Below are 17,102 nucleotides of genomic sequence, written 5' to 3' on the forward strand. Positions count from 1 at the left end.
AACCTCGCGTTCTCCTCTCCTGCCAGAACGCAGGGCTAAGTGTCAGGGCTTCGGGAAAAATTGCCCTAATAAAAACATTATTCCAGGACGCTGCTTTCTCTGCCATTTCGTGTCCCTGAAAAACGGATGTCCCCTCGATTGTTCCATCAAAACCGAACCTAATCCATGCCTGACCCAACCCACCAACCTTTACCGCACATCACCGTGATAGAACTTGCTCAAAAGTTAGCCGAATCTGCTGCTTCGCTTCAACTCGTAGACGTGCGCGAACCGTGGGAAGTCGAAACCGCCCACCTAGATGGATTCGTTAACCTGCCTTTAAGCAACTACGCAGACTGGTCTAGCGATATTCAAACCCGGCTAAATGCAGAGACAGAAACCCTGGTGTTGTGTCATCATGGCATTCGATCGGCGCAGATGTGCCAATGGCTGATCATGCAAGGCTTTTCCAACGTCAAAAACATCTCAGGCGGCATTGCAGAATATTCTCGCCAGGTCGATTCGTCAGTTCCCCAGTACTAATCCCCGCTTCATCTCTTCTTTGCAACAATCTCAAGGCAAACTTAAGAATCTGTTATGTTAGATTGAAATCCATAATTGAAACCCTTCTAGGGTGCTGGTTTCCTGGCATTGGGGACTTCACTTTGCTCGCTCGATCCATCCCGCTTATGGAGCCATGACTACACACGTTAATCTCACCAATCGTCAGCAACAGGTTCTCTGGGCAACTGTGCGCCACTATATTGCCACAGCAGAGCCGGTTGGCTCGGAGGCATTGGTTAAGGAATATAACCTGAGCGTCAGTTCGGCGACGATTCGCAGCGCCATGGGCAACTTGGAAAAAGCCGGGCTGCTCTACCAACCCCATGTTTCGGCGGGGCGGGTGCCGTCGGATTCGGGCTACCGGATCTATGTCGATCGCTTGATTCAGCCTGCCACCGAGGTGACGATTCAGATCGAGCAGTTGTTTAGCGATCGCTTGAATTGGGACAAGTGGAGTTTTGAAGCCCTGCTTAAGGGGGCGGCGCAAATTTTATCCACCCTGAGTGGCTATATTGTGCTGATGACCATGCCCCTCACCCATACCACTCAGTTACGTCATGTGCAGATCGTTCAGGTGGATGCGCGGCGAGTCATGCTGATTGTGGTGACAGATACCTACGAAACCCAGTCGGCAATGCTAGATCTGCCCAAGGCGGAAGATGGGTCAGAGTGGGATGCCGATTTGCTTGATCGAGAACTGCAAATTTTGTCCAATTTTCTCAACGATCAGCTACGGGGGCGATCGCTAGCGGAGTTAAGGGTACTCGATTGGAGTGAGTTGGGTCGAGAGTTTGATCGCTACAGCACGATTTTGACCTCGCTGCTCAAAGACCTGTCGCAACAGTTTGCCCAGTCTTCATTACCGACGCAATTGCTGATTAGCGGGGTGTCTGAGGTGCTACGGCAACCCGAATTTTCAGAATTAGAACAGGTAAAAACCTTGCTGCATTTGCTAGAAGCAGAACAGCATCAACTGGTGCCTCTGATTTTTGATCAGCTTGGCTCGGATGCCTCTAGACGCCGAGTGTCGATTCGGATCGGGTCTGAGAATCCTCTAGAGCCAATTCGCACCTGCACGCTGATTTCTTCGACCTATCATCGGGGGTCGGTTCCGGTGGGGAGTGTGGGGGTGCTCGGTCCGACGCGGATGCTGTACGAAGATACGATCGCGCTGGTGAAAGCGACAGCAGATTATTTGTCAGAAGCGCTGAGTTAGAGTTGGGGCGCTGCTTTCAATTAAATTCTTCACAGGTTAGCAGGATTGTGCAACGGGTTCTCGTTGCCGATGCCTGAGTGCTGGTCAACGGTGTTGTGCTGCCGTCTAGTGCTGCGATCGCAATTAACATTTCATAATTCTTTCATTTTCTTCTTGCCCTATGGTAGATTTCAGAAAGTGAAACCATTATGAAAATAGGTATGAACTATAAATTTCGCTTTAGCGGAGGATTTCCAAGCTTGAAACGCTATCAGGTTGGTGTACTTGGGCTGTTGATAGGAATTTGGCTCAGTGGGTGTAGCACTCAAGTTGCTCCGACCCAAACCAGACAGGATGAATCCTCTACTCCCGCCCCGGCGGTTGACCCCGCCCAAACCGATAAACCCGCCCAAACCGATAAAAAAGTGATTCTCACCACGTTTACCGTTTTGGCAGACATGGCGCAAAATGTGGTGGGCGATAAAGCGATCGTAGAATCTATCGTGAAGCCTGGGTTTGAAATTCATGGCTACGAACCCACCCCTAGCGACCTCCGCCGAGGGCAACAGGCAGATCTGATCTTAGACAACGGCTTAAACCTAGAACGTTGGGCATCTCGGTTTTACAACAGCTTTCCCAAGGTTTCCCGCATCACCTTGAGCGAGGGAGTGCAACCGGTTTCCATTGCAGAAGATGCCTACCGAGGGTTGCCAAATCCCCATGCGTGGATGTCGCCGCAAAATGCCTTGATCTACGTCGAAAATATTCGTACAGCGCTGGGAAATCTCGACCCAGCGAACGCTTCGACCTATGACGCTAATGCAGCAACCTATAGTCAGCAGATCCGAGCGATCGATAGCCAGCTCAAACAAGCGATCGCAGCGATTCCGCCTGAGCGCCGCTACATCGTCAGTTGTGAAGGCGCATTTTCCTACATTGCCCGCGACTATGGCTTAAAGGAAGTCTATATCTGGGCAGTCAACGCCGAACAGCAAGCTACCCCGAAACAGGTAGAACAGGTGATTAATACGGTGAGGGCAAACCAGATTCCGGCGGTGTTTTGCGAAAGCACGGTCAGCAATGAAGCACAACTTCAGGTTGCCAAAGAAACAGGCGCAACCTTTGCAGGGGTGTTTTATGTCGATTCTCTCTCTCCACCCGATGGAGCCGCACCGACCTATCTCAGGCTATTGGAATATAACATCAACACCTTGATCAAGGGTTTACAAGGCAACTAAGGAAAAAGGGCATGAATGGGATCAGCATCGATATTGAAAATGTTACGGTTTCTTATCACGGCAAAGTAGCGCTGCACAATGCCTCGCTGCAACTCAGACCCGGAACCATTTGCGGCTTAGTTGGGATGAATGGTGCAGGTAAATCGACCCTGTTCAAAGCCATTATGGGGTTTGTGAAGCCAGCCGCAGGGCGAATTTTAATTCAGGGCTTGCCGATTCGCCAAGTTCAGAAACGGAATTTGGTGGCGTATGTGCCTCAGTCGGAGGAGGTAGACTGGAATTTTCCGGTGAGCGTCCATGATGTGGTGATGATGGGGCGCTACGGATACATGAATCTCTTGAGGATTGCCCATTCGACCGATAAGCGCGCTGTCAAAGACAGCCTCGACCGGGTGGAAATGTGGCAGATGCGCGATCGCCAAATTGGGGAGCTATCGGGCGGGCAAAAGAAACGCACCTTCTTTGCACGGGCGCTAGCACAGCAAGGAACCGTGTTGCTGCTAGACGAACCGTTTGCTGGAGTGGATATCAAAACCGAGAAAATGATGATCGATTTGTTGATGGAACTGCGGCAAGCAGGGCATACCATTTTGATTTCTACCCACGACTTATCCTCAATCACAACGTTTTGTGATCAGGTCGTGTTGATTAACCGCAGTATCCTCGCCTATGGCAATACGTCTGAGGTGTTTACAGAAGAGAATCTTTCCCGCACCTTTGGCGGCCCGGTTGGCAATTTATCGTTTACTAAACCCCGGCTTCAGGTTCATCAGGAGGAGCGGTGATGGACGTGATTCAGTGGTTTGCAGCACCGTTGCAGTACGAATTTATGGTGAAGGCAATTTGGGTCAGCGCCTTGGTTGGGGTCGTCTGTTCTGCCCTTTCTTGCTATATGACCTTAAAAGGTTGGGCGTTGATGGGGGATGCGGTTTCCCATGCGGTGATGCCCGGCGTTGTGATTGCCTATGTGCTAAACATTCCGTTTGCGGTGGGTGCGTTTATTTTTGGGGTGGGTTCAGTGATTGCGATCGGCTTTATTAAGGCGAAAACTCGTGTTAAGGAAGATACGATCATTGGCGTGATATTTACCGGCTTTTTTGCGTTGGGTATCGTGCTAGTTTCCAAGATTAGAAGCTCGATCGATCTGACTCATATTCTGTTTGGCAATGTGTTGGGTATTTCAGATGCCGATATTGTTCAAACAATGATCATTAGCGTAATCACACTAGTCACTTTAGCGATTTTACGCAAAGATTTAATTTTATTTTGCTTTGACTCAACTCATGCCCGTTCTATTGGTCTAAACATTAGCTTTCTTTACTATACTCTGTTATCTTTGTTGTCGCTTACCGCCGTTGCTGGGCTTCAGACCGTCGGCATTATCTTAGTTGTGGCGATGTTGGTGACTCCGGGGGCAACTGCTTATTTGTTGAGCGATCGCTTTGATCACCTGATGGGGATTGCGATCGCAACTGGCGTTTTTTCCAGTGTCATTGGCACCTATATCAGCTACCACCTTGATGCCTCAACGGGGGGGTGTATTGTTGTCTTGCAAACGCTGTTATTTTTAACCGCCGTGGTTTTTGCGCCCAAACATGGCTTGCTAGTCAGAGCTAAAACAGTGCGAATAGGGGAGATGGCAGCCTCGGCTGAGCTAGATGCAGGCGCATCAAAACGAGATGAAAGACACTGATGCTCCTAGGATGACCAGAGTTAGCAATGCCTTATTTTTGCGCTGATTTGATCCATCTTGGTTTTGCAAATCTCGGTTGATGGCGGGGATTGAATAACATCAGCCCGATCAAGAATCCTAAGGCGGCTCCCGAAAGGTGCCCCAACAAACTCACCTGGGGTGTCACCAGATCAAACGCAGATTGCAGACCGAGGCACAGCAGCACCCATCGAAACTGCTTGCCTGCAACCTTTGCTTTGTCATAGCGCCAGCCTTGGAGCGAAATTGCGCCGACGCCGCCGATTAAGCCCAAAATTGCTCCTGATGCCCCAACAATCAGTTGATCAGTGGCTCCAGTAAACGTTGCGATCAAAGTCAGCAGCGCCATTGAGCCAATGCCACAGAAAAAGTAGGCGATCAGAAATTTACGACTGCCCAGCACAGTTTCTACAAACGTTCCCAGGTAGTAAAACCCCAGCATGTTGAGCATGAGATGCAGCCAGCCTGCGTGGAGAAACGTTGCACTTACTAACCGCCACCACTCTCCTGCTACGACTACTTCTGGCACCAACCCGCCCAAGTGATAAAGCACGATCGAGTCTTCTGAGCCGCCAGCCCAGAGTTCGATGGCAAATACGATCGCATTAATCGCAATCAAGATCAGCGTGATGGGTGCGTTTCGTCGGGCTAATACGGTTCGGATATCGTAGCGATGCTCGTGAGCGAGATCGGCTTCAATTTGAGCCAAAATTTGTGCAGAAGCAGGGCTGAGGATGGCTTGAGGATCGACAGGAGGCTGCGCTAGACGCCAATCGATCGCCTGCTGGAGTGACCGATCGCACCGTTGCCGCAGCGCCAAGAATTGCCCTTGTGCGATCGCGTCTGCACCTGCTGCTTGGGTAGCCGTTGCCATCCAAAATTCGCGAGTGGGCTGGGGATAAAGCGATAGTACGCCCTCCAATAAACGCTTGACCTGGGCGGGTTGCCCACAAAAGGCAAAGGCATACAATCTGCACAAATTAAGGATTCTCGGATCGCGCGACTTTGAGCGGCGTTGAAATTGGTCTAAGCCTTGGATTAAGCCATTTAGATCGCCGGTTTCACCCAGCGATCGCAGGTAATACCCGATCAAGCTCGGATCGCTCAATGCCATTTTTCCCGGCAGTTGATGGCTGATCCAATCTCGGCATTGATCCCATTGAGCCGTCGATCGATAGAGGAGCGCGGTTGCCATGCGCCCTGTGCCAGATTGGTTAGATTGGTGGCGGCTTAGCCGTGCGATCGCGGCATCCATTTTGCCGTCTTGGGCTAGCTCCAACCCTCGCAAGACGCTTGGAAACTCCACAAAGCCATCCGCAGGATGAAGCCACCGCACCACTTGTGCAACCCGATGTGCCCTGCCATATCGTTCTTGAGTCATCAGCCGATTTACATGAACGATGCCCATCATCGGCAGACCCACCAACGCGATCCACAAACTGCCGCTAATGATCCCCGCAGCAGCAGGAACCCAGCCATAAGCTATGGATAAGACTCCTACCAGGATTGCAGCGATGACTCGCCAACCTTTGGGAGTATGCCGCCAGCGCAGCAGCGTGATGGCGCTCCAAAACGCAACTAGCTGAATAAAAAAGATGTTGAGATTCATAGATGGGTCATAAACAGAAATCGGTCACAGATAAAAATCGGTCACAGACAGAGCAGTTATGAGTGTCTGCGATTGCGAATGTCTGGAGCCTAGCTTTCCCATCCTATGCTGCTCACAGAGATGCCTGACACACTCCACAAACCCTGCCTTATCAACCTTAGCGCAGTCAGCAGCTACGACTCGGCTTCTTGAGTGTTGCCTTGCTTGCGTTCTTGCAGCTTTAGCAAAATTTCTGCATGAATTTCTTTGGTGATCGGATAGAAATAGGCGAGTGCCAAGCCGATCACCAGCACCGCTAGCGGTGCCGGACCAACCAGCAGCCGAATTGCCCAAAGTGCTGAAGCAGGCTGAATCGGGGCGGGTTGACCTGCCCCACTTTCAATAAACCCAGACTGCTGGAGTACCCAGCCAACGATAAATAGCCCGATCGCTAGAGCAACCTTCTGCAACAGCACCATAAACCCGTAAAATACCCCTTCGCGGCGCTGCCCGGTTTGCAGTTCGTCTAGCTCAATCACATCTGGAATCATCGACCATGGAATTAGATAGGCTGTAGACACTCCAAAGCCTGCGAGCACTGCCAAGACATACATCAAGCCGATCTGACCCGGTTGCAACATAAATAGCCCAATTTGGGCAATGATCCAAACCGTCATTCCCATAAAGTAGACTGCTTTTTTACCCACTCGTTTGCTGACGGCACTCCAGACAAACAGCATGACTAACCCTGTCACCTGAACGGCAATGATCACCTGGGTAAACGCAGCATCGCTCAAGCCCATCCAGTTTTTAACAAAATAGGGAATCACAGCAACCGTGTTTTGCACGGCGAGCCAAGAACATAAATAAATCCCGATCACGTATAGAAATGGTTTGTTAGAAAATGCAATTTTGAGTTGCTCACGATAAGGCAATGTATCTTCTCTGCTAACCACGATGCGGTTTCGCTCGGTTTCTTGAACTCGTTTGCGCGTTCCCCATACGCACCAATACAACGGCAGCACAGAAATAACGGCACACACGGCACCCAGCACCCAATATTGCTTGATCGGATCGTTTGGAAACGCGCCCAAAATAACAAGTGCTAACACAAGCGAGAGAATGCTGCCGCTAATCGAGAAGGCAAAGCGGTAGCTGTTGAGACTGGTGCGCTCGTCATAATCTTGCGTGAGTTCGGGGGTCAGTGCGGTGTAGGGCAGGTTTACAGCGGTGTAGAAGGTGTTGAAGATGACAGAAATTGCAATGTAGTACCAGAACAGCCCCCACTGATCAAAATTAGGGACAACCCACTGCAAGAAAAAGAAGATGCCGAAAGGAATTGCCCCAAAAATCATCCACGGATGACGACGACCCCATTTGCTGCGAGTGCGATCGCTCATCATCCCCACGATCGGGTCGTTAATCGCATCCCAAACTTTGCTGATGAGTAAAATGCTGCCTGCGATTCCTGGCTTTAAGTTGGCGACATTGGTAAAGAAGATCAGCAGAAAGACGCCTAAGAGATTTGCTGTGATTGCAGGTCCCAAGTCTCCTGCACCGTACGCCAATTTTGTACTAAAGCTTAATTTTTCGGTCTTTGCACCAGGTAGGTCGGCAGAATTATTCATACAAGAGTCGTAGAAACCGGGTTATCAGTTGTATTATCGTCCTCAGCTTTGGTTCTGATCACACGGTTTGTTCTAAATCTTATTCATCTTTAGCGATCGCAATGTCTGATCTTTTCGTCAGTTGGGCTGATTATTACGAAATCGTTGAAAAACTTGCCGCTGCGATCTATCGCTCTGGTTGGGAGTTTAATCAAATCGTCTGCCTTGCCAAAGGAGGGCTACGAGTTGGCGATACATTGGCGCGTCTTTATGATGTGCCTCTAGCAATTTTGTCTACGTCGTCTTACCGCTCTGGTAGCCATGGGCGGAGTACGCTGGTGTTTTCGCGGGATTTAACGATGACTACGCTAAACCTTGGGTCGCGGGTGCTGCTCGTCGATGATCTTGTTGATTCGGGAGTGACGTTGCAGAAGACAATTCCGTGGATTCATCAGCATTACGGGTTTTACGTCGAAGAAGTGCGAACGGCAGTGCTGTGGTACAAAGCGTGTTCCGTCATTCAACCTGACTACTACGTAGATTATTTGCCAGACAATCCGTGGATTCATCAGCCGTTTGAAAAGTACGAAGCTATGGAACCCAAGGATTTAGCTCAGTCACGCTTTGCCGACCCAGCCCAAGGGTGAGGACGGATACCGTTGAAGGTGCCCTCAGATTTACGGATGAGCCTTCGGATTTTAGGGACACGTTAAAGGCGTTTATGCTTTTCTCTCGCCGGCGATCGAGGAAATACCGAGAAAATTATGCACGTCTCAGTGAGTTCACAGAGCCAATTGAGGCAGAAAACCGATTCAGACAATCTTTAAAATAGGAACATGCGTAATTATACTTGCTATACTGCAAGGCAATAGTATCTTTCTTGCACTCAGTAACTATGTCGCAGCACCAAAGTCCGCTAGGAACGTATTTTGTTGAAGCAGGACTCATTACACCTGCTCAAGTAGCAGTGGCACTGAATGACCAAATCCTGATGAATCACATGCGATTTGGGGAGGTTTTGGTGGCGAGAGGATGGATCAAGCAGCAGACGCTAGACTATGTGATTCGACGGGTGATCGAGCCAGAACGAAAAGCGGTGAAAGCCTCCCACAGCGCTGAACAAAAGCAGGCGCATTTGTTATCTCGCGGCTCACGAGGGGCGTCTCTTGCGAACGATACGTGGGGAAACGATCGTAAGGCACTCCCCTCACTGCCATCTGGAGATGGGGTCAGTTGGGTTGGTTAGGCTGCATTCCTTCAGAGTTCTTACAGCATAAAGCGCGCCGTTGGGGTTCGCAAGCGCACTTTAACCTGCGATCGCAATCACGGTTGCAATAATTTGCTGCGATCGTAAGTTAAATTATTTTTTGTAGAATATTACACTAGGTCTTTCTGCACCCCTCCTCGACTCGTGACTAGCGACACATCTCTTTCTACGAGGTAGATCTATCAATTGGATGATGCTTATCCACTAGCAGGAAAATTACAGTTCTTCTTTGATAGTCATTAGAGCCAAGTGACAATCGACTGAGTCAAGCCTTCGTAACGCTTTGCTTTTACCGCTAGTTGACAGTTATTCGCTGAGCTTCCTGTGGATGCGCTGGACTCTCTAAAGTTTATGTTTTATAGCTTTATAGAGATGTTGCGATTCGTTGCACGTCATCTGGTTGTCGCAGGTTGTTCTGATCCAATTTTTTAAATCACTCGATTGGCAAACTGGCGTTTTTATCACAGCGCCCAAGTTGGCTTGCTCAGCCTTAGTTTAAGGTCTGAGCAGAGGGATAGAGCATTGCCCAGAACTGATTGCTCTGCCCAGCCCTGCTTGGTGGTGCGGTAAAACCCTTCTACCCGTTGCAAGAGGTCATGAAAGTAGCCCTAGTCCATGACTACCTGACACAACGGGGTGGTGCAGAGCGAGTGTTCGAGTTGCTTTGCAAACGCTACCCTGATGCGGATGTCTTTACGTCTCTCTATGATCCTCAATTATCTGTTGACCTAGGCGATCGCATCGTCAACACCACCTATTTGCAGCGACTTCCCAAAGCACCGCATTACTTCAAGCTGCTTGCGCCTTTTTATTACGCGGCATTTCGGGCGCTAGATTTGCGAGACTACGATTTGATCATCAGCAGCACAACCAGTTTCGCCAAAGCCGTCAGAAAGCGCCCCGACGCCAAGCACATCTGCTTTTGCCACAACGTGACTCGGTTTCTGTGGGATACCAAAACGTACCTGCGAGAGTACAGTGCCTACCGTCGCTTTTATCCGCTTCTAGAAAATATTTTTCAGCTAATGCGGCGGGCAGATCTAGCCCATGCTCAAGAGCCAGATTTATATGTCGCCAACTCTTCTACCGTTGCCCAACGGATCGAGAAGATTTACAACCGACCTGCTCTGGTGATCAACTATCCCATCGACAGCCAACAGTTCACCTTTTCCGACCAAAAAGAAAATTTTTATCTCGCCTCAGCCCGCTTGCTCAGCTACAAGCGCATTGATGTAATTGTGGAAGCCTTTAACTGGCTGGGCTGGACGCTGCTAGTGACAGGCGAAGGGCCTGAGCGGGAGGCGCTACAATCGAGGGCAATGAAAAACGTGAAGTTTCTCGGTCATGTGAGTGATAGCGATCGCAAGTGGCTGCTCTCTAGATCTCGCTCGGTGATTGTGACGGCTCTAGAAGATTATGGGCTAGTTCCGATTGAGGCAAATGCCAGCGGCACGCCTGTGATCGCGTTTGGCGAAGGTGGCGTTTTAGACACCCAAATTCCTGGCACAACGGGAGTCTTCTTCAAGTCTCAAACCCCCCATGCGTTGTATCGTGCTCTGCTGCAAGCAGCGTCGATCCCCTGGGATTATCAAACCATTCGTAACCATGCGCTCAGCCACTTTTCTGAAGAGGTCTTTTTTCAGTCGGTCGAGCGGGTGATCGGGGATGCCTGCGGCACTGGATAAACCCCCTTCAGATGAAGGCAGCACGGCACAACAGCGACGAAAACAGACCTGGATCTATCTCCTGGATCTATCTATGGCAGTGGTAAAACCGACAAGATGAGACAGGCAACGGGTGTACATGGCTAATTTATTTTCACTCTTTTTTATTCAGTTTAGGGAGTAAGCAACATGGCTCAAAGCAATTTAACACTCTATAACGGAAATAATTCACCCTTGCCTCAACCGGCAGAAACCGAGCCAGGATATGGTCATTTATTGGGTGTGCTGGTACGACGACGAAACTGGGTGTTGGGCACGCTGATTGCCACGTTGGCAGCAACCGCCGCCGTTACCCTGGTGATGAGACCCACCTACCGCAGTACCATGCAGTTGATGGTGGACTCGAATTACCGCACTCGCAAAGCAACGCCAGAAAGTCCGAGTTTTTCCTATGCCGATCCCAACGTTGAGATTGACAATGCCACGCAACTAAATGTGATGCGAAGTGCTCAGTTGCTGCAACGGGCGATCGATGATCTCAAACCCCGCTACCCAGATTTAACCGTTGAAAAGCTGCGGAAAAAGCTAGCCGTTAGCACGATTCAAGAGCAAAAAGGGAACGAGAAAGTTAACACGAGTATTTTTCAAGTGACCTACACAGAGAGCGATCGCACCAAAACACGGGATGTCTTGAGCGCCCTCGAAAAGGTGTATGAGCAGTACAACGTGGAGCAGCAAAAGCAGCGCTTGACGCGGGGCTTGTCGTTTATTAACGCTCAGATTCCGCAAGCAGAGGCACGAGTAGCTCAAGCAGAAGCGGCGTTAGAGCGGTTTCGCGCGTCTCAAGATTTGATTGATCCAGAGATTCAATCTCAGTCGTTGATTGAGTCGTTGAGCACCTTGCAGAAAGATCAGCTAACTAATCGAGCCACGTTGGCGGCGGCTCAGGCTCAGTATGGAGCGTTGCAGGGACAGCTTGGGCGTGATCCGCGTCAGGCATCGATCGCGGCGCGGCTCAGCCAATCGTCTCGCTATCAGGCACTGCTCGACGAGATCCAAAAAACTGAAGTGGCATTGGTGCAACAACGGCTGCGCTTTACCGAGAAAACGCCGTTTGTGCAGACCTTGCTAGAGCAGCGCCAGCAGCAAAGCTTGTTGCTCAGACAAGAGGCACAGCGAATTTTGGGAGCAGACGCAGGAGCGCTGGCTTCGGCAGGAGGAAACCTGGTCTCGATCGGGCAAATGGGAGAAAACGATCTGAAATTTGCCAGTGGGCTGGTAGAGGCTCAGGTGAACTTTCTGGCAGCACAAGCGCGCGATCGCACCTTGGCTGCCAACGAAGCTCAGCTACAAGGCGACCTCAAGCGCTTTCCAACCCTGCTTGCCGAGTACAACCGGCTCCAACCCAATGTCAAGATCAATCGCGAAACCTTGGAACAGTTACTCACCGCACGGCAAGAGCTTGGCTTAGAAATTGCTCGGGGTGCGTTTGATTGGCAGACCCTAGAGCAACCCAGACTAGGTAGAAAGGTTGGTCCTAGCTGGCTGAGAAACCTGCTAGCAGGCGGCGCTCTAGGGCTAATGCTGGGCAGCGCAGCGGCACTGATGCGCGAGTCGTCGGATGATTCGGTTCGCACGTCTGAAGACCTCACCAAACAGTTGCCCGTGCCACTGTTGGGCATGGTTCCAGAGTTGCCGCTACCTGAGATGGGGGTGTCGTCTCGCAGCTTGCCATTCCAGCGATCGGATGTGCTTGATCCATCGATGATGCAGGTGTTGCACTGGGCACCGTTCCGAGAATCGCTGGATCTGATTTACAAAAACTTGCAGTTGATGACAGATGGTGCGCCCATCAAATCCTTGGTGGTTACGTCTGCGTTGGCAGGGGAAGGAAAATCTACGGTGGCACTAGGGCTGGCGATCAGCGCGGCGCGGCTGCATCAACGGGTGTTGCTGATCGATGCGGATCTGCGTCGCCCAGGGTTGCACAAGCAGTTAGATTTGCCCAACGAACAGGGGCTATCGACGCTGTTGATCAGCGATCGCTTCTTAGGAACCAATGCGGTGCAAAATGCGAATACTTACAGCGATCTGCCTATCTCTGTGCTGACAGCAGGACCGACGCCGACCGATTCTGTGAAACTGCTCAGTTCTAAACGGATGCGCGATTTGATGAGCATGTTTGAGCAGAGCTACGACTTGGTGATTGTGGATGCGCCGCCCACCTTGGGGATTGTCGATGCGATTTTGGCAGCGTCTTTTTGTGATGGGGCGTTGCTAGTCGGGCGAATGGGTCGGGTGACTCGTCACGAGATTGCAGAAGCGGCACACACCCTCAACCGACTGAACCTACTGGGCATTGTGGCGAATGGGGCAAGCAATACCGGAAGCTACTATTACGATCGCATTGCCTAAAATTGCAAGGTAACACCTGCCCTCTGTTGCTCTATGTAACTAGTTGGTGATAGTTTCCCCTCAAACTGAAAAGCTAATCCGTGCAGAGCAAGGTCATACCGTGGTTCTGCACGGTTTCTTTTTAGGATTAGGACAAATCTTGGCTTGTCAAACTAAACGTTAGAGAGACAGTTTAATTGACTGGTTTTAAGAAGAATTGGAGGGGGAGGGATGCCAATCAAAAAACTAGCAGTTCAGCAGCAAGCCTTATTCACGGTCATCAAGCAATATCTAAATATCTAGATAGATGTCTAGTTATAGATATAGCCTTTTAGGCTCATGCCAAAAGACCTAATTTCTACGTTTTGATAGGTTAGATTTAGCGATTTAAGGCTGCTTTTCGAGCCTAATTTTTACCGTTTTAACGATATGAAAAATATCTGTTCTCAGTAGTGATTAATAATACGCCTCAGCCGTCGATACCCAAAAATCATGTAGAGATCAAGCGGAGTTTTGAGCAGGTTAGATTTTATTAATCAGTTACAAAGTCTTAATATGCTCCTACTAAGCCTGAGGTGTGGGGTCTGAAATGCCTATAAGTAGGTACCAAATTATCTTTTCCCTTTTAGTGTGATTTTTTATACATATGATGTTTGTTATTAGTTTACGTAGTTACGATCGCAGCTTTTCTACTAGTAAAAATTTAACCAATTCCAACATTTTGAAATCGAAACATTTGGGCGTAAACTTAAATTTGTGGAAAATTTGTGGATCTAACTTTTAGATGATTTCTTTCTGAATTAGCAACCTATATTGGAGTTACTTAACGTGTTCGTGTAAGTAGACAACTGCTCTAACAGCTTCTTGGGAAGCAAGTGCGTGAGATGGGGCGATCAAGTTCCAGATACAAGCGGCTCAATCCGGTTCGCATACTTGGCTCTGTTTGCGATTTTATAGTCGAGTACCTATGACAACTTCTGATTCCCTTTTTTTGCAAGAAGACAAGCTCGCAGCACGAGAGCAACGGAGTCTTGAACTGTCTGCGTGTAGCCTTTACTGGCGGCACAAGCAGTTGCTAGTCTTGCGATCGCAACCTCGTTACCCATTATATTTTCCAGTGTCTTCAGACACTCATCAGATCGCTGAGCGCCTCCAGCGATCGCCGGTGCACCTGGTGCGCGTTGATGCCGCGTTAAGCGAATCAGACATTTGCACCTGGGCAGATGCCTGTGAAACAGCTAACAAAGCCATCTACCTGCGTGTACCCCCTGCCACCCGGTTGCCTCAGCTTAGCCATCTCTGGTGGCTCAAACGAACCATGGACTGGGGCTTAGCGGTTCTAATGCTGGCTTTGCTTAGCCCGGTGATGCTAGCGATCGTGGTGTTGACGCAGATCTACACACCCGGACCAGTCTTCTTCAAGCAGTGGCGTGTAGGTCAACGCGGTAAACTCTTTAAGGTGCTGAAATTTCGGACGATGGTGGTGAATGCCGAACAGCAACACCATCAGGTGATGGCGAGTCAAGCCAAAGGCTATTTGCACAAACGGGAAGACGATCCCCGTATTACGCCGCTAGGTCGGTGGTTGCGCCGCTATAGCTTAGATGAGTTGCCCCAATTGTTGAATGTGCTGCGGGGTGAAATGAGCCTCGTGGGTCCTCGTCCTTGGGCATTGTATGATGCCGTTCGGATTCGCCCAGAGATGCGATCGCGGCTCAATGCGCTTCCCGGCATTACCGGCGCTTGGCAGGTAGAAGCGCGCTCTACCTTGCTTGACCTCGATAGTGTCAATCATCGCGATTTAGAATATCTCCACAACTGGTCATTTACAGGCGATCTAAAGATCCTGCTTCAGACAGTTCCCAAAGTGCTGTCTGGCTTCGGAGCCTATTAGCTAGCCATCTAGCCTACTCAGTTGGTGTGGTCTCAATATTAGGTTCTCTCCCACACAGCAGACTGGTCAAGTCTAGGCTCTGTGGCTTTTTAGATTGCCCTTGACCCCTTAACCAAAGGTATGACTGCCCATGCGATTGAAGCTTCCCCGTCTGTTGAGGAATGTGTTGAGATCAACGAGTTTTTGGCAAGAAAATCGCTTGATTTTACGAGAGTTTGGGCATTTCCCCTGGGTTGTCGTTGCCGCGATCGCATTTGCTTTGTGCTCAGCCGCCTTTGAAGGATTTGGGTTTGGCTTTCTGTTAGCATTTTTGCAAAGTCTCGTTGGGGGGGCATCTGCGCCGCCGTTTGAAACCGGAATTGCCTGGTTTGATGTCGCCATTCTGGGGATCGATCGCTCCAAAAATGAGCAACTCTATCGCATTTCTGCTCTCATCTTGTCTACTACCTGGGTTCGGGCAGTCTTTAACTATTTAACGCAGGTCTACACCGAGCTATCGCAGCAAAAACTGATCGATCGCCTCCGGAAGCAAACCTTTGAACAACTGCAAGCAGTAAACCTCAGCTACTTTGGGCAGACCAATTCTGGAGAGTTGATCAACACACTCACCGGAGAGATTGGCAAGATTCAGATCGCGTTTGGGCTGATGGCATACATCATCACCAAAAGTCTGACGCTACTCGTATATACCTTTTTGCTGTTTGCAATTTCTTGGCAACTCACGATCGTCTCGGTGGTGCTGTTTGGCATTGTGATTGTCGGGCTAACAAAGCTCAATCGGCGAGTCCGAGAAAGCAGCTTTGCCGTGACGGCAGCGAGCGGAAAATTTGCAACGATCGCCCTAGAGCTAATTAGCGGAATTCGCACGGTTCATGCCTTTGCAACCCAAGATTACGAGCGGAAGCGATTTTATCGAGCCAGTTCTGAGGTGTTGAAAACCGGGATGAAAGCGTCTCGGCGGTGGGCACTGGTTCGACCGATGGCAGAAGGCTTAGCCACTACGGTGCTGATCAGCATGATCATTCTCGCTATTACGGTGTTTGTCGCGAATGGAACCTTGCAAACCGCATCGTTATTAACGTTTCTATTTCTATTGTTCCGACTGGTTCCGGCGCTGCACGAAATTAATGGAAACCGCGCGCAGCTAAGCAACTACACCGGCGCATTTGCCAATATTAGCGAGGTGATCCGTTCAGACAACAAGCCTTATATGCAGGATGGGGAGCGCTGGTACAACGGCTTAGATCGATCGATCGATTTCGTTGCGGTAGAGTTTGGCTATACGCCTGGGCAGCCGGTTCTTAAAGATATCACGCTGACCATTCCCAAAGGCAAAATGACGGCACTCGTCGGCGGATCGGGAGCCGGAAAAACCACCCTGGTGGATCTCATTCCTCGGTTTTACGACCCAACCCATGGACAGGTGCTTTTTGATGGCGTGGATGTGCGATCGCTGGCGATCAAATCGCTGCGGCGTAAAATGGCGATCGTCAGCCAAGACACGTTTGTGTTTAATGCGTCGGTGCGCTACAACATTGCCTACGGGCTAGACGACGTGACCGACGAAATGATCTTTAAAGCGGCGCAACAGGCGAACGCGCTAGACTTTATTTTGGATATGCCAGAACAGTTTGAGACCTCCCTTGGCGATCGCGGGGTGCGGCTGTCTGGGGGTCAGAGACAGCGTTTAGCCATTGCCCGCGCCCTCCTGCGCGACCCCGAAATTTTGATTCTCGACGAAGCAACGAGTGCCCTTGATTCGGTTTCCGAACGACTGATTCAAGCATCCCTAGAGCAACTTGCGGAAGGCAGAACAGTGATTGCGATCGCGCACCGCCTGTCTACCATTGTCCGAGCCGATAAGGTGGTGGTTTTAGAACAAGGTCAAATCGTGGAACAGGGAACCTATCAAGAACTTCTCAATCTCCGGGGGCGGCTCTGGAACTACCATCGGATGCAGCACGAACTGGGAGTGACGGGGTAAAGTTGTGAGGGGTGTTT

Annotated in this window: 13 protein-coding genes; 11 read left to right on the forward strand and 2 right to left on the reverse strand. The window is 50.1% G+C overall.

The window, feature by feature from the left end; all coding sequences use genetic code 11:
• The first annotated feature begins 165 nt into the window (after positions 1 to 165).
• The 5 genes from GS601_RS04795 (at position 166) to GS601_RS04815 (ending at position 4,669) form a co-directional block, all read left to right on the forward strand.
• Positions 166 to 522 (forward strand): rhodanese-like domain-containing protein, encoded by a 357-nt coding sequence (locus GS601_RS04795; protein WP_162422127.1) that lies wholly within the window; start codon positions 166 to 168, stop codon positions 520 to 522.
• A gap of 154 nt (positions 523 to 676) precedes the next feature.
• On the forward strand, positions 677 to 1,759 hold the full coding sequence (gene hrcA, locus GS601_RS04800) for a heat-inducible transcriptional repressor HrcA (RefSeq protein ID WP_162422128.1): 1,083 nt from the start codon (positions 677 to 679) through the stop codon (positions 1,757 to 1,759).
• Between the two features lie 200 nt (positions 1,760 to 1,959).
• A complete protein-coding gene (locus GS601_RS04805; protein ID WP_162422129.1) occupies positions 1,960 to 2,976 on the forward strand; it encodes a metal ABC transporter substrate-binding protein in 1,017 nt (338 codons plus the stop codon).
• A gap of 11 nt (positions 2,977 to 2,987) precedes the next feature.
• A complete protein-coding gene (locus tag GS601_RS04810; protein ID WP_162422130.1) occupies positions 2,988 to 3,761 on the forward strand; it encodes a metal ABC transporter ATP-binding protein in 774 nt (257 codons plus the stop codon).
• Entirely contained in the window at positions 3,761 to 4,669 is a 909-nt protein-coding gene (locus GS601_RS04815) for a metal ABC transporter permease (RefSeq protein ID WP_202924857.1), read from the forward strand. The genes GS601_RS04810 and GS601_RS04815 overlap by 1 nt, the downstream gene beginning before the upstream one ends.
• Before the next feature lie 31 nt (positions 4,670 to 4,700).
• Here the strand turns inward: GS601_RS04815 and GS601_RS04820 are convergent, their stop codons facing one another.
• Together GS601_RS04820 and GS601_RS04825 are read right to left on the reverse strand one after the other, a co-directional pair.
• Positions 4,701 to 6,296: a rhomboid family intramembrane serine protease gene (locus GS601_RS04820; protein ID WP_162422132.1), complete on the reverse strand. Its 1,596-nt coding sequence runs from the start codon at positions 6,294 to 6,296 to the stop codon at positions 4,701 to 4,703.
• A 173-nt stretch (positions 6,297 to 6,469) separates the two neighbouring features.
• Positions 6,470 to 7,903: an MFS transporter gene (locus tag GS601_RS04825; RefSeq protein ID WP_162422133.1), complete on the reverse strand. Its 1,434-nt coding sequence runs from the start codon at positions 7,901 to 7,903 to the stop codon at positions 6,470 to 6,472.
• A 101-nt stretch (positions 7,904 to 8,004) separates the two neighbouring features.
• Here GS601_RS04825 and GS601_RS04830 point away from each other — a divergent pair, with 101 nt between their 5' ends.
• The 6 genes from GS601_RS04830 to hepA all read left to right on the forward strand — a co-directional run bounded on the left by GS601_RS04830 (position 8,005) and on the right by hepA (position 17,085).
• Positions 8,005 to 8,529, forward strand: a complete 525-nt coding sequence (locus GS601_RS04830) for a phosphoribosyltransferase (protein WP_162422134.1) — start codon at positions 8,005 to 8,007, stop codon at positions 8,527 to 8,529.
• 248 nt (positions 8,530 to 8,777) lie between these two features.
• Entirely contained in the window at positions 8,778 to 9,128 is a 351-nt protein-coding gene (locus GS601_RS04835; protein ID WP_162422135.1) for a cyclic di-GMP-binding domain-containing protein, MshE-related, read from the forward strand.
• 617 nt (positions 9,129 to 9,745) lie between these two features.
• Positions 9,746 to 10,834, forward strand: coding sequence for a glycosyltransferase (locus GS601_RS04840; protein WP_162422136.1), 1,089 nt, complete (start codon positions 9,746 to 9,748; stop codon positions 10,832 to 10,834).
• Positions 10,835 to 11,002: 168 nt separating this feature from the next.
• Positions 11,003 to 13,228: a GumC family protein gene (locus GS601_RS04845; protein WP_162422137.1), complete on the forward strand. Its 2,226-nt coding sequence runs from the start codon at positions 11,003 to 11,005 to the stop codon at positions 13,226 to 13,228.
• A 946-nt stretch (positions 13,229 to 14,174) separates the two neighbouring features.
• On the forward strand, positions 14,175 to 15,101 hold the full coding sequence (gene hepC, locus GS601_RS04850) for a heterocyst development glycosyltransferase HepC (RefSeq protein WP_162422138.1): 927 nt from the start codon (positions 14,175 to 14,177) through the stop codon (positions 15,099 to 15,101).
• 130 nt (positions 15,102 to 15,231) lie between these two features.
• Positions 15,232 to 17,085 carry a heterocyst formation ABC transporter subunit HepA gene (hepA, locus tag GS601_RS04855; RefSeq protein ID WP_162422139.1) on the forward strand — a complete coding sequence of 618 codons (1,854 nt, stop codon included), beginning with the start codon at positions 15,232 to 15,234 and terminating at the stop codon, positions 17,083 to 17,085.
• The last annotated feature ends 17 nt before the right edge of the window (positions 17,086 to 17,102 follow it).

It is taken from the genome of Myxacorys almedinensis A (assembly GCF_010091945.1).
In the GTDB taxonomy this organism is placed as follows: domain Bacteria; phylum Cyanobacteriota; class Cyanobacteriia; order Leptolyngbyales; family Leptolyngbyaceae; genus Myxacorys; species Myxacorys almedinensis.

Excerpts from the sequence above, each read along its gene's own strand:
- GS601_RS04830 (WP_162422134.1), top strand. The coding sequence starts at position 8,005 with ATGTCTGATCTTTTCGTCAGTTGGGCTGATTATTACGAAATCGTTGAA.
- hepC (WP_162422138.1), top strand. The coding sequence starts at position 14,175 with ATGACAACTTCTGATTCCCTTTTTTTGCAAGAAGACAAGCTCGCAGCA.
- GS601_RS04845 (WP_162422137.1), top strand. The coding sequence starts at position 11,003 with ATGGCTCAAAGCAATTTAACACTCTATAACGGAAATAATTCACCCTTG.
- hepA (WP_162422139.1), top strand. The coding sequence starts at position 15,232 with ATGCGATTGAAGCTTCCCCGTCTGTTGAGGAATGTGTTGAGATCAACG.
- GS601_RS04835 (WP_162422135.1), top strand. The coding sequence starts at position 8,778 with ATGTCGCAGCACCAAAGTCCGCTAGGAACGTATTTTGTTGAAGCAGGA.
- GS601_RS04810 (WP_162422130.1), top strand. The coding sequence starts at position 2,988 with ATGAATGGGATCAGCATCGATATTGAAAATGTTACGGTTTCTTATCAC.
- GS601_RS04805 (WP_162422129.1), top strand. The coding sequence starts at position 1,960 with ATGAACTATAAATTTCGCTTTAGCGGAGGATTTCCAAGCTTGAAACGC.
- GS601_RS04820 (WP_162422132.1), bottom strand. The coding sequence starts at position 6,296 with ATGAATCTCAACATCTTTTTTATTCAGCTAGTTGCGTTTTGGAGCGCC.
- GS601_RS04825 (WP_162422133.1), bottom strand. The coding sequence starts at position 7,903 with ATGAATAATTCTGCCGACCTACCTGGTGCAAAGACCGAAAAATTAAGC.
- GS601_RS04815 (WP_202924857.1), top strand. The coding sequence starts at position 3,761 with ATGGACGTGATTCAGTGGTTTGCAGCACCGTTGCAGTACGAATTTATG.
- GS601_RS04840 (WP_162422136.1), top strand. The coding sequence starts at position 9,746 with ATGAAAGTAGCCCTAGTCCATGACTACCTGACACAACGGGGTGGTGCA.
- GS601_RS04795 (WP_162422127.1), top strand. The coding sequence starts at position 166 with ATGCCTGACCCAACCCACCAACCTTTACCGCACATCACCGTGATAGAA.
- hrcA (WP_162422128.1), top strand. The coding sequence starts at position 677 with ATGACTACACACGTTAATCTCACCAATCGTCAGCAACAGGTTCTCTGG.